General features: G+C 31.8%; 12 protein-coding genes. 9 read left to right on the top strand and 3 right to left on the bottom strand.

Annotated elements, in window-relative coordinates; translation table 11 throughout:
• Positions 1-148 precede the first annotated feature (148 nt).
• From VLB80_02675 to VLB80_02665, 3 genes are read left to right on the top strand one after another with little or no spacing between them, the layout of a single operon-like run.
• Entirely contained in the window at positions 149-1,552 is a 1,404-nt protein-coding gene (locus VLB80_02675; protein ID HSC25098.1) for a hypothetical protein, read from the top strand.
• Between the two features lie 38 nt (positions 1,553-1,590).
• Positions 1,591-2,820 carry a hypothetical protein gene (locus tag VLB80_02670; protein ID HSC25097.1) on the top strand — a complete coding sequence of 410 codons (1,230 nt, stop codon included), beginning with the start codon at positions 1,591-1,593 and terminating at the stop codon, positions 2,818-2,820.
• Positions 2,821-2,862: 42 nt separating this feature from the next.
• A complete protein-coding gene (locus VLB80_02665) occupies positions 2,863-4,113 on the top strand; it encodes a hypothetical protein (GenBank protein ID HSC25096.1) in 1,251 nt (416 codons plus the stop codon).
• Between the two features lie 8 nt (positions 4,114-4,121).
• On the opposite strand, the gene VLB80_02660 is transcribed toward VLB80_02665, so the two are convergent.
• On the bottom strand, positions 4,122-4,601 hold the full coding sequence (locus tag VLB80_02660) for a deoxynucleoside kinase (GenBank protein HSC25095.1): 480 nt from the start codon (positions 4,599-4,601) through the stop codon (positions 4,122-4,124).
• Positions 4,602-4,668: 67 nt separating this feature from the next.
• Positions 4,669-5,763, bottom strand: coding sequence for an alanine racemase (alr, locus tag VLB80_02655; protein HSC25094.1), 1,095 nt, complete (start codon positions 5,761-5,763; stop codon positions 4,669-4,671).
• 117 nt (positions 5,764-5,880) lie between these two features.
• Here alr and VLB80_02650 point away from each other — a divergent pair, with 117 nt between their 5' ends.
• Positions 5,881-6,624 (top strand): RNA methyltransferase, encoded by a 744-nt coding sequence (locus VLB80_02650; protein ID HSC25093.1) that lies wholly within the window; start codon positions 5,881-5,883, stop codon positions 6,622-6,624.
• A 128-nt stretch (positions 6,625-6,752) separates the two neighbouring features.
• On the opposite strand, the gene VLB80_02645 is transcribed toward VLB80_02650, so the two are convergent.
• Positions 6,753-7,118, bottom strand: coding sequence for a hypothetical protein (locus tag VLB80_02645; protein HSC25092.1), 366 nt, complete (start codon positions 7,116-7,118; stop codon positions 6,753-6,755).
• A 150-nt stretch (positions 7,119-7,268) separates the two neighbouring features.
• Between VLB80_02645 and VLB80_02640 the strand changes: the two genes are divergently transcribed.
• The 5 genes from VLB80_02640 to VLB80_02620 all read left to right on the top strand — a co-directional run bounded on the left by VLB80_02640 (position 7,269) and on the right by VLB80_02620 (position 12,961).
• Entirely contained in the window at positions 7,269-7,964 is a 696-nt protein-coding gene (locus VLB80_02640; GenBank protein ID HSC25091.1) for a hypothetical protein, read from the top strand.
• 14 nt (positions 7,965-7,978) lie between these two features.
• The gene (gene ftsA / locus VLB80_02635; protein HSC25090.1) at positions 7,979-9,211 is read left to right on the top strand and encodes a cell division protein FtsA; all 1,233 of its coding nucleotides are present in this window, start codon (positions 7,979-7,981) and stop codon (positions 9,209-9,211) included.
• A 33-nt stretch (positions 9,212-9,244) separates the two neighbouring features.
• On the top strand, positions 9,245-10,483 hold the full coding sequence (gene ftsZ, locus VLB80_02630; protein ID HSC25089.1) for a cell division protein FtsZ: 1,239 nt from the start codon (positions 9,245-9,247) through the stop codon (positions 10,481-10,483).
• A 188-nt stretch (positions 10,484-10,671) separates the two neighbouring features.
• Positions 10,672-12,168: an ankyrin repeat domain-containing protein gene (locus VLB80_02625; protein ID HSC25088.1), complete on the top strand. Its 1,497-nt coding sequence runs from the start codon at positions 10,672-10,674 to the stop codon at positions 12,166-12,168.
• A 571-nt stretch (positions 12,169-12,739) separates the two neighbouring features.
• A complete protein-coding gene (locus VLB80_02620; GenBank protein ID HSC25087.1) occupies positions 12,740-12,961 on the top strand; it encodes a hypothetical protein in 222 nt (73 codons plus the stop codon).
• Positions 12,962-12,999 lie beyond the last annotated feature (38 nt).

The following is a 12,999-nucleotide window of genomic DNA, read 5'->3' as shown; positions in this document are numbered from 1 at the left end:
AAAAAGACCGAAGTTAATTCCGGTCTTTTTTTATTAAAACTATTGCTGATTTGTATTTATTTTAATTACAATAATATCAGGTATATATTTTTATTTAAAAATTAATTTAAATATTTTTTGTTTGAATTAAAAAAAAGAAAGGGGTGCGATGAGTAATCTGATGAGAAATATAGTAAGAAAAGGACAATTAAGTTTTTGTGTAGTTTTACTTTTATTTTTTATTGTTAGCAAAGCGAGAGTTGTATCTCAAGCGCTAACAACTGAGCTTGCAAAGGCGCAACAACAAGGCGCTGCTATAATAAAATCTGAAAATGATGAATATGTACAATCTGAAGCTCATATGCAGCTGGATGAAGTGAAAGAAAAAATGTCGAAATTTATTATGCGGGTACCGGGAGATATTAACCAACCGGAAAATCAAAAGACTCCTAATGAAATGGTTACTCCATATTTAAATATTGTTGCAGCGGCATTAAATAAAGAAGTAGAATTAAAAAACAGTCATTATGTTTTTTATAATGGTACTAGTAATGGGTGGCGTGTACCACAAGATTTGTATAAAGGATTGTATGCGCATTATAATCCACAAATTTCAGTCAAAGATTTTACCTTTGTGCGATTTAGTGATTTGCCAAGTATAAAGGCTCAAGATTATTTACGTGAACATCTTGTGGAATATGCTGGTATAAATGACAATGCGCAAGAGGTCAGGGACGTTTTAATTTCAACCAATTTTGCATTGTTTGGTAATGTTGGTTCTCCGGGAGAATGCACCTGGAATTACTTTATAGAACCTAAAAGTCATAAGTGGCCATTTCCACAAAATTATAAACAAGTTATAGATTCTTTTGATGTAACCTATAATTTCGATGAATTAATAAAGGAAACAGGTGAATTGTCAGATATGCTTTCGCATGCAAGTTCTGAACAAACTTTGTTGCAGTTCTGTATCCCGCAAGATAAAGTTGATGACGTTGCTTATTTGGCGTGGATCCTTGGTTTTCCTGCCCATCCAAAATCAATGACACTTATGGAAGAGAGAATGGCAGATAAACCAAGAGTTGGTCATTTTACGGGTAAAGCAGTGAAATCGGTAATGAAACAGTTTAAAAGAGATGAAAATAATCCTATTTACAAAGAATTGATACAGGCTGCGGATAATGGTGACTTTGGAATTAGCGGATTTATGGATGTGTTTCGGAATGATCCCTTTGCAATTAAGAATGCCAATGAGTTGCAGGCGAGACTTCTTATAACAAAAGATATAGTACAAAATCCAGCATCAGGGGTTAAAATTTTTAGTTATTTTACAACTCCACAAGATATTCAAGATGCCTATTTAAAAAAACTTGATACTCTAGTTTCAAAAATTATTGCTCAGGAAAATAGCAAAACATCTGCGCAAAAAACTGCTGATCGTGCGAAAAATGAAGCAATATTTGAAAGAATAAAGGCAGAAGCTAAAGAAGAAGCTGATGCGCAAGAAGCGGAAGCTAAGAAAGCTGCAAAAGAAGTTAAAGCACATGAAAAGACAGCTTTACCAAACCATTAAAAAAAATAAAAAATTGAAAGATTAATGAGGAGATTAAAATGTTTATAGGTAAATTCTATTATATGCGAGGATTAGCATTATCTTTGATAGTACTTTTTTGGACAAGTGTTTTACCGCGAGTAACGAATATTCCAACACAAGTAGAGAATCGTCAGCAACCTATAAATACTCCAATTATTCCTTCCATAGAAATACCAACTATTCCTGCATCTGAAGAGTCTATAGAAACACAAACAAAATTTACCCAAACTGAAGCCTATTTTCAAGTACCAACATTAAGAAAAATGGTTACTGAAGAATTTACCGGCACATTTGAGGTCGTCCGATATATGAATATTGTTTCGCGTTGTATGGCTAAAGAGGCAGAATTTAGGCAGGGTCATTGGGCCTTTTATCATACCATGAGTAATGCTTGGATCGTATGGCAAGACACGTTAACAAAGCTTTTTAATCATTTTAATCCAGCAGAAAAAAAGGGAAATTTTACCTTTATGAGAATTAGGGGTCGAAAAGTACCGCAAGAAGCAAAAGAATTTTTGTTAAGTTCATTGTCCGAAAGTGGTCTTGTGGATGATAATAATGAAGCTCGTGGTGTATTATTATCAGCAAATTTATCGCTCTTTGGTAATACTGGACTTGGTAGTGAAAGTTCATGGCGATATTTTATGAAACCAAAACAACATTCAGAACCTAACCAATCATTATATAAAGATGTAATGGATGAATTTGGTGTATCAGATGTATACATTCAAGAATTAATAGCATTACAAAAATTATTTACTACAAAGCAACAAACGCTTTTACAAATATTTGTTCCTAAAAATTTGATTGATGATATTGGTTATTTAGCATGGGCTACTGGTATTCCTGCGCATCAACCATCAATTGATTGGGTAAGGACAAATATTGCCAACAGGACTTATAAAGGCAAAGCTGGTAAACCCGGAGCTTTATGGGCACTGGCAGGATTAAAAGATCAATTTAAAACAGAACAAAGTAAAAATCCTCTATTTAAAGAGATGATAAGTGAGGTTGAAAAGGGTTATTATAGTTTGAATGATTATCTCAATAAATATTGTAGTGATCCTTTAAATGTACCAAATATGAATTATGTTCAAGCACGACTTCTTTTTGCAGATGATGTTTTATTAAATCCTACGTCAGGAGTGATGATGTTTAGACATAATGAAGTTGATAACAAGACAATGAAGGAATATGAAAATCGCTTGAATGCTATTGTTGATAAAATTATTAGTACAAAAAAATAATACGATTGTAAGTAATATGTATTAAAACAAGAAAGTAATAGAGTGAAACTTACTGTGCATGCATTATGTAAAAAAATAGGTTTTATTGCTTTAATATTATTGTTATTAACGGTAGTTGATAGTGCTCTTTGTTCTGCTGTTTTACATAAAGATAGCAATCAAAAAATAGTGCTTCCAGCAACAAAACTATCTTTGGAGCAAATTCATGAACTTTCATCAGAACAAGGACAATTACGTAATAATATAACTAGAGGTAGTAATGTTGTACATGAAGATCGATTTACGCAGTCAGAGGCACATATGTCTTTACCAGAAATACAAAAATTAATTGCATCGCATTATAATATAAAGCCTTATCAAAAGATTATTGATACAATGTTAGCTCAAGAAAAGAAATATAGTGATGATTATGTTTTTTATCATGGTATAGATAATGTTTGGCGTGTTCCGCAAGATCTTTATACACGATTATTTTTTCATTTTAATGGATTACCTCAGACGTTACTACAACAGTTTATATTTTTACGATTTGAAGACATACAAATACCATCCATAGTGCAAACTTTTTTAATTTCTCAGTTAAAAAAAAACGGTTTAATTAATGATCATGAATTAGGGCAATTGCTTTTATCTGTTAATTTAGCAATTTTTGGTAATGTTGGTGTGCAACCTGAGTGCGCCTGGGAATATTTTATAAAATCTCGCGGTCATTTACGTCCTACGCGTGCAACCTATATAGCTATTATGGATAAATTTGGGTTGCCGCATACATATATTGATACATTAATTGCCCTTGTTGATCTGTATAAAACATCGGAGCAAACTATAGTACAACTATTTATTCCAAAAAATAAAGTTGATGAAGTCGGTTATTTATCATGGATTCGTGGTATTCCTGCGCATAAAAAAACTATAAATTTAATAATGGATAGTGTAACAAATAAACAGTTCTCCAAAACTGCTCCAGCGATAGTCCATTATGCAGAAGAATTTAAACGAGAACAAGAGAATAATATTGTTTTTAAAAACTTATTAGAACGTATCGATGAAAATGACTTTAGTTTAGGATATTTTTTAAAATTTTATCGAAATTATCCAGATCGTATCGAAAATATTAATAGGTATCAAGCTCGCCTTTTTTTAACTTCAAATATATTGCTTAATCCTCAATCAGGAGTTAAAATATTTCGTTATTCTACTGCAACATCAAAGCAATTAAAAAAATATCATGATAAGTTTGAAACTATTTTTCAAAAAATAATTAGAGAAAAAATGCAGCAAAATACTAGATAGGCTTGATGTTAGCAACAATGACGATGAGGGGTTTTTTCTTTATATATACCCTGTGATATATCTTTTTGATCTTGTATTTCTTTTAAAAATTTTTTTATATAAAAAAGATGATTATAGAATTGTGCAAAATCTGTTTGAAAGTCGTTATTGCCATTCAAAACTAAAACAGGAAGATGCTGTAATAATGATGGATTATTCTTTTTTTCTATAAAAAGATCTTCTTTTTGTTGATAAATCTGTTGAATAGTATCAAAAGATAATGCGGATTTTGATGATAAAGTATGTATTTGTATTCGTGTAAAAGCTATTTCTGGCGATACGCGTAAATAAACTATACCATCAGGATGATCTTCGTGATGATTTGAGCAGTTACTATGTGTTGCGAGCCAATCTTCATAAAGCATAACTGTACAAAAGAGAGTTTCTTCGCGCACACGTGTTAAAAAAATATCTATATCAGCGCCAATGGTACCGTCAAAGATAAGCATAATTTATCCTGTTTTTTTTATGAAATGTTACATTATTTAATTATATCATAAAGTGTTATTTTAAACGTTATTCTATGATAATACGTTGAATCTCTGGGTTTATTCCTGTTAAAACTTCTCTTACATTTTTAATTTCAGCAATTTGTGCAAGATTATGTGCATCAATTCTAGAGTGTTCTCCACCCAGAATAATTACTTCATCTCCAATGTGTGCATCAATATCAGTTATATCAATGATGGTTACATTCATTGCGATACGACCAATAACAGGCGCATAAAAACCATTAATATTTACGAATGTTTTATTTGAAAATCGAAATTGATATCCATCATAATAACCAATAGGCAAAAGCGCAATTCTGGTGATGCGGGTTGTTTGGTAGATACAAGCATAACTAACATATGAGTTAGCGGGAATTATTTTAATAGCAGTTATATGCGTTTTCCATGTCATAATTGGTCGCAATTGAGATGATTCAGGTCCAAACCCATAAAGCCCAGCACCTATGCGAAAAAAATTAAAGTAAGGTTGATAGTGAACGCTTGTAATTGCAACAGTATTACTCATATGTATGTTTTCAATGGTAATATTGTTGTCTTTGAGTTCCTCAAGAATTGTATTAAATTGATTGTATTGATGCATAGTAAATTCAGGATTGCTATCAGAAGCAGCAAAATGACTAAAAATCCCACTTATTTGTATATAATCTAATTTTCGTAACTGCTTAAGTAATACTACCGCCTGACTGGCAAGAACTCCCATTCGCGAAAGACCAGTATCTATTTTTACATGAACAGGAAATTGATATGAGTGTCTTTTACCTAAATCATTGAATTGCTGTGCATATTCTATGCTATCAACCATAAAGTGAATATTTTTTTTTATAGCTAGTTCAGGATTGGTATCACTATAACCAAGGACAAGAGTTGGCTTGCTGCAATTTTGTATAGCAAGCGCTTGCGATAACTGCGCAACACATAAAACATTAATATATTCATTTTCCTTACATAAAAGAGCCATTTGATGAAGGCCATGACCATATCCATTACCCTTGATAACCGCGGCAATTTTGTTCGAAGGTCCAATTATATGCTTATAAAAAACAGCATTATGATTAAAAGCGGATTTACTAATGGTAATATATGTTTGTTCTTTTAACATTTATTTTCCTGTTTTATTTCAGCTCTTTAATAGGCAAATTGTCGTTATTATAGTATAATATACTCTATATAAATTTCATTTTTTTGTGTAATTGCACAAAACATAAGGACTATTTCCATGATAAAAAAGAAAGATAAAGAGACCAAAGGTGAACTTATTTTTGGTATTCATCCAATTGTAGAATTATTAAAAGCCAAGCGACGTAAGCTTATTTCACTCTATACAACCAAACCAACACCACAGTCATTTGAAGAAATTCAAAAATTATGGCCTAAGTATCCTGTACCTATTCAATATGTTGCTCGTGAAGTACTTGATCGCATGGTTGGAACAACTGATCATCAGAGTGTTGTCGCATGGACCCATGCATTTCCTTACCGTAAATCATTTTTTGATCCTAAAAAGCATAAATTTTTGGTTATGATTGATGGGGTACAAGATCCACGTAATTTAGGTGCCATTTTACGCTCAGCATATTGTACTGGTGTTGATGGTGCAATTCTTATTAAACGTGGTGGAGCGCAGTTAACTGGTGTTGCTATTAAATCATCAGCAGGTTTAAGTGAACATCTTGATATGTATGTAGCACAATCAGCTTCATCAGCAATTATTGAATTGAAAAACGCTGGCTATACTCCCTATTTAGCAACATTTGATGGTGAAAATGCAGTAACATGTAAATATAAAATGCCATTATGTGCAGTAATTGGTGGTGAAGGAACTGGTATTTCCAAATCAATTTTATCATCAGGCATTCATGTAACATTACCACAAAAAGAAAGCGATATCTCATATAATGCTTCTGTTGCTGCGGGAATTTTATTATTTTTGATTTCCGAATATCGTCAAAAAAATAGCTAATAATAAATATTTAATAAAAAAAAACAACTATCAACGAATTAAATTATTTGATTAATTTGTGTTGATAGTTGTTTTTTAATTTTTTATAAAATTTTAAATTATAAAGGCAAAAATATCCAACCGTTATATTAAGATTTGCACGTGATTATAGCTTTGTTTTGTTGTATATAAAGATCATGTCCATAAAGATAAATCGCGTCATTGTCCGCTGCTATGTCACCAATCATGAACATAATTTGTGCGTTGTCAGATCCCGTTGCAGTGGCTAAAGTATTTTTTATATTCTTTATAGAAGACAAAAAACCGTTTGTGAGAGGGACGTTGCACTTTACTTTATATTCTTTAATTGGCTCTTGACGACAGTCAGTAATATTGACCGTTATTTCTACTTGATAGGGATAGATTCCATTATGTTTGCTTAATGAATCCATAGCTACACTATAGCTTCCTGTTAACAATGCAATAAAAAATGACAAATATGACAATTTTTTCACAATAATCTTTCTGATAGATAAGTTATATATTTATATTTCAGATATCAGTGTGGCAATAATTGTTATTTTGTCAATTTTAGTAAAATTGAGATTAATTATTGACTATTTTGCTCCCAAAAGAGTAATACAATAAAGATAGGGAGGGATAAGGTGAGAAAATATATATTAATTGTTGCTACGTTATTGCTAATGATTGTTATTGGGCTGAGATGGAATTCAGCCACTTTTTTTTCTGTTGAAAAATATCGGTGTTCACAAAGTAACCTTCTTTCTGATGCATGTTTTTCTGCAATAAATGACTCTTTAGGTATTTTATTACAAAAAAATCTATCTGCCCATGCAATAATCGATCATTTAAAAGAGCAATTTCCTGTACTTACCGCAATAGAGCTTTCCTATCGACCCGAAGAAGTTGCTATTAAAATACATTCTCAAAAACCACTATGTTGCATCAACACTACATTAGTTCTTACGTCTTATAATAAACTTCTTTCGCGTGATTTTTTTTCTATACATGCTATTGAGGCAATTCCAAAAATTACAGTTTTGCATGATGCTCTTCTTAAAAAACCGCTAATTATTTCTTCCGTATTGCAAAGTTTACCAGTAAATTTTTATGAAACATATAATCTTGAATTGATAAATGAACATTGTATTCATCTTATTGATAAAAAATATCCTCAATTTATTATTGTGTTTTCCGTTGATCAAGAAAAATTACTCAATACATTCGATCAATGTGTATTGATAAAACAAAATATTGATACACGAAATGGATTTAATAAAGGAATTACTTGGATAGCAGATACGCGATTTGCTCATTATATTATTGCTTATAAGACATAAAAAAAGGAGTGATTATGGCACGACTTATTAAGGATAATATTATTGTATCTATTGATGTTGGTACAACAAAAATTTGTGTTCTTATCGCACGAAAAATGGGCGATCAAATTGAAATTATTGGTATAGGAAAATCACCGTCATATGGTTTACAAAAAGGAGTAGTTGTTGATATTGCAAAAACGATTAGCTCTATTTCTTGTGCGGTAAAAGAAGCTGAGATGATGGCGGGATTTACGGTTGAATCAGCATATATTGGTATTTCTGGTAGCCATATTGGCGTACTCAATTCTGCGGGAGTTACTCCCATTAAACATGATCGAATTAGACAATCTGATGTTACAAATGTTCTTGAATCGGCAAAAGCAATTGCCGTTCCTGAAGGTCGTCAAATTTTACATATTTTACCAAAACAATTTATTGTTAATGGTCAAGATTACGTAAAAGATCCCATTGGCATGTATGGAGTACGTCTTGAAGTCCTTGCTCATATTATTACTGGTGCCGTTTCATCGGTGCAAAATTTATTAAATTGTTGCCAAAGCGCTGGTGTACTCGTTAATGATATTATATTAGAGCAACTAGCATCAGCAGATGCTGTATTGAGTGAAGATGAGCGAGAATTGGGTGTTGGTATTATTGATATTGGTGGTGGGACATCAGATGTCGCGTTTTATAAAAATGGTGCCGTACAACACACTATGGTTTTTCCTGTAGCAGGTAATCATGTTACCAATGATATAGCAATTGGATTGCGGATTATGAAAAACGAAGCGGAAAGAATAAAAAAGCGTTATGGATTTGCGATGAGCAGCCTTATTGAAGTTGAGGAACTTGTTGAAGTTGAAATGATGCAAGGAGAGGATTTACAAATTGTACGTCTTTCTGATCTGGTTTTAATTATTGAACCACGCATGAGAGAATTATTTAGTTTAATTAATGAAGAAATTAAAAAAGGTAATTTACAACAATTTATGACGAACGGAATTGTATTAACTGGTGGTGGTTCTTTGTTAGCAGGCGTACGAGAATTAGCGGAAGAAATTTTTGATTGTCCCGTACGTATTGGCAAACCACGTGTTTTATTTGATTTAGTTGAAACTTTACAAAGCCCATTATATGCAACAGGGTATGGATTATTAGTGTATGTTTTACATAATGATAAAAAGATGCAAATGCATTTGAAAGATGAGGGATTAAGACGACGCATTTTTGAGCGAATGAAATCATGGGTATCAGATTTTTTTTAATAGAGCAATGAATATAAAAAAAAGGGAGAGATAATGATAGAATTTGAACAAGAATCGCTACAGCGTCCAAAGTCTATGGTATCGATTAAAGTGATTGGTATTGGTGGTGCTGGAGGTAACGCAGTTGATAGTATCATAGAAGCAGGATGCCAGGGAATTGGGTTTGTTGTTGCAAATACTGATGCACAAGCATTGGAATTTTCAAAAGCACAACATAAAATTCAGATTGGTGTTAAGTCCACAAAAGGGTTGGGGGCTGGGGCAAATCCAGAGATTGGTAAGCGCGCGGCAGAAGAAGATTTGGATAAAGTAATGGAAGCTCTTAGTGGAGCTGACATTGTTTTTATTATTGGTGGCATGGGTGGTGGAACTGGTTCTGGGGGGTTACCTGTAATTGCGCGAGCATTGCGTGAAAAAGGTATTTTATCAATTGCTATTGTAACACGACCTTTTTTATTTGAAGGTAAACGTCGTGCATCAGTAGCAGAGGCAGCAATTGAACGACTTAAGCACGACGTTGATACATTAATTGTTATACCAAATCAAAAATTGCTTGAAGTTGTTGATCAGCATGTTTCAATGATTGATGCATTTGCAATGATTAACGAAGGAATTTTGAGTCAATCAGTGCGTGGATTATCCGATATTATTACAAGACCAGGACACATTAATGTTGATTATGCTGATATTCGTACCATTATGAAAGATCGTGGTCTTGCGGTAATGGGTACAGGAAAGGCTTCAGGTATTGGACGTGCACGTCATGCAGCTTTACAGGCAATATCATCCCCCTTGCTTGAAAATATGAGTGTTGTTGGCGCGCATGGAGTACTATGCAATATCACGGGTGGCAAAGGACTTGGTTTACATGAAATTAGTGAGGCCGCATCAGTTGTTTATGAGCAAGCGCATGAGGATGCCAATATTATTATTGGTTCTGTTATAGATGAGAATCTTAATGATGAAGTTATTGTTACTATTATAGCTACTGATTTTGAATGCCCCGCTACACAGAAAAATGAAGAGATATTAATGGAAGAGACGCATATATATCAAGAAAAAATTATGCATAACAATGAAGCAGCATTATCATTCAATGCATCAGTACCATTATCTTTAAATAAAGAAATTGAAACTTCAATGATTACAGATAAAGAAAAATATCATACATCAAAACATCATACAGATTCGTTGGAGCAGGTGAATACATTCGGTGGAGCAAGAGATTCGCACGATTTAGATATACCAACATTTATGCGTCAAAAGAATTAGTGGTTTTTTGCATGAGTATGAGTGGATGTTGATAAAATTCAATTACATAAAAATATAAGGTAAATGAATTATATAAGTATAAGTTTATTGGCCTTATATTTTTATGCCTAATTGCTTATAATAACATTGCATGATATATTATTTGTAATTATTACTGCTAATAAAATTAATATATCAAAAGAATTTTTATGAATAAATATTATATTGCTTTGTTATGGATAATGATTTTTTTTGAATTAACTGTTTTTGCTATGGATGAATTGATAAAATGTTCAGATGCAGCTACATATGTAATTACTTTTTGTGATACACAAACAAAAAATGCACTAGGTAAGACCTCATCAAGGTTTAATTATCTTTGCTCTCATCATAATCTTGATAGAATTCTTTCTTGTAACTCATCTTCTTTGACCAAAAAACAAAAAGAATATGCATTGTTATGGGCGGTGCAAAGAAAAAAATATATAACGGTAGAAAATCTACTTAAATGTGACGCTGACGCTAATGCAAATAATCTTTTTTTAAAACTTCATCCATTAACAATTGCGCAGCACAATAATGATTCTCACATGATTCAACTTTTACAATCTTATGGCAGCGCACTTTCGGTTAATGCTCCTATAATACCACCTTTTGTTATTGCAACTTTTACTAAAGATATTCAGGCTCTACAAAAATGCATAAAAGAAAAAAACTATGAACAACATTATGTTTGTAAGCATTGGAACAATAATAATATACTTTATATCGCCGCAGTACTAGGAGATGCTAATATATTTGAGATTCTTCTTAAAGAAGAAGTTTGGTGTAAACAACTTAATATAGCAAATACATATAAATTGACACCTATTATAATAGCTGTTTCTCTAAATCATATTGAAATTATAAAACTTTTGGCTGCGCAAAAAACTATCACCTTTAACTCGGCAAATTCTGAAGAACCTTCTGCTTTGTATGTAGCTGCACAAAATGGGTATAATGAGGTTATAAAAATTTTACTTGCACACAAAGAGATTCATGTAAACGAGTTATTTAACAATAAACATACCCCCTTACATATTGCGTCTTTTAAAGGAAACATGCATACAGTACAACTTCTTTTAACGGATAAAAATATAAACGCTATTTTTACCGGTGAAGCAACTCCTCTTTACGTTGCCACACAACAGGGACATCTTGATTGTGTAAAAATATTATGCCTTGCAAACCCAAACGCAATAAATATATGTTACTTTAAGTATTCGCCACTTCATGTTGCTTCATACAATGGTCAGATAGAAATAGTGAAACATTTACTTAGTTACAAGAATATTAATACAAGTTTAAAAACGTTAGGAGGTGAAACACCTCTTTCTATTGCCTGTCACAATAAGCATTCTGAAATTGTTACGATATTGTTAAAACATAGTCCATATGTAATAAATGAATGTAATATAGATGGTAACTCCCCTTTACATATTGCTGTAAAATTCGGCGATACAGCAATCATTAAATTATTAGTAAATACAAAAGAAGTTAATATCAATAGTGTTAATGATGACAATAAAACGCCTCTTGATCTAGTTAAATTGAACAAAATTAAAATTACAAAAATTTTACGTAAGCATGGTGCTTTGTGTAAAAAAGATTTGTGGAGTAAATATTATCTTTTTAATTGTTGGAATGTTGTGAGATCAATATGGTGAACAATTTTTAGTAGATTGATTTATTCTTGTTGTATCGACCTGGTGTAATTAAAAATGTTAGTTAAAGCATATTAACTAATATAAACAAATAACTGCATTTTGTTTTCCGCTTGTTCTGAGTGTTTTTCTCTTCTTGTGGCGAGATATTTGTAAAACCCTAAAGATTTATACTTTTCTGAATAAACGTACCGATAGATAGTTTCGGTTGATATTTTTGTTTCCACGTCATTATCAAAGTGGTCCAATTTTGGTAGAAGTTTATTTTTACGCTCTTTTTGCCATTTGATCTGCTCTATCAGACAAATATGGTATTTTCTTATCGTATCTATTACGCCTAAGCTCTTGTAAAATAGTTGATTTACTCCGATCAATTATGTTTCCAATAACTTTTAAACTTTGTTCTTTTTTGTCATAAATCAAATGTTATTTTTCTTTCTTCGATTTTCAATTGAGTGTAAACTTTCAGATGTAACCTTTTTGGTAGTGTTTATTTTTTTTCAGAAACAGTTTATCACTTAAAAATTTGCACTTCATATTAGAACTTTCTAATTAATATATCAAAAGAGTTTTTATGAATAAATATTATATTGCTTTGTTATGGATAATGATTTTTTTTGAATCAACTGTTTTTGCTATGGATGAATTGATAAAATGTTCAGATGCAGCCACATATGTAATTACTTTTTGTGATACACAAACAAAAAATGCATTAGGAAGACCTCATCAAGGTTTAATTATCTTTGCTCTCATCATAATCTTGATAGAATTCTTTCTTGTAATTCATATTCTTTGACCAAAAAACAAAAAGAATATGCATTGTTATGGGCGGTG

The sequence above is a fragment of the Candidatus Babeliales bacterium genome, assembly GCA_035455925.1.
GTDB lineage: Bacteria > Babelota > Babeliae > Babelales > Vermiphilaceae > SOIL31.
This window is presented reverse-complemented; position numbering and strand designations above follow the sequence as displayed.

What these genes read in the sequence shown, in the direction of transcription:
- VLB80_02675 (HSC25098.1), top strand. Translation starts at nt 149, where the DNA reads ATGAGTAATCTGATGAGAAATATAGTAAGAAAAGGACAATTAAGTTTT.
- VLB80_02670 (HSC25097.1), top strand. Translation starts at nt 1,591, where the DNA reads ATGTTTATAGGTAAATTCTATTATATGCGAGGATTAGCATTATCTTTG.
- VLB80_02660 (HSC25095.1), bottom strand. Translation starts at nt 4,601, where the DNA reads ATGCTTATCTTTGACGGTACCATTGGCGCTGATATAGATATTTTTTTA.
- alr (HSC25094.1), bottom strand. Translation starts at nt 5,763, where the DNA reads ATGTTAAAAGAACAAACATATATTACCATTAGTAAATCCGCTTTTAAT.
- VLB80_02650 (HSC25093.1), top strand. Translation starts at nt 5,881, where the DNA reads ATGATAAAAAAGAAAGATAAAGAGACCAAAGGTGAACTTATTTTTGGT.
- ftsA (HSC25090.1), top strand. Translation starts at nt 7,979, where the DNA reads ATGGCACGACTTATTAAGGATAATATTATTGTATCTATTGATGTTGGT.
- ftsZ (HSC25089.1), top strand. Translation starts at nt 9,245, where the DNA reads ATGATAGAATTTGAACAAGAATCGCTACAGCGTCCAAAGTCTATGGTA.
- VLB80_02625 (HSC25088.1), top strand. Translation starts at nt 10,672, where the DNA reads ATGAATAAATATTATATTGCTTTGTTATGGATAATGATTTTTTTTGAA.
- VLB80_02620 (HSC25087.1), top strand. Translation starts at nt 12,740, where the DNA reads ATGAATAAATATTATATTGCTTTGTTATGGATAATGATTTTTTTTGAA.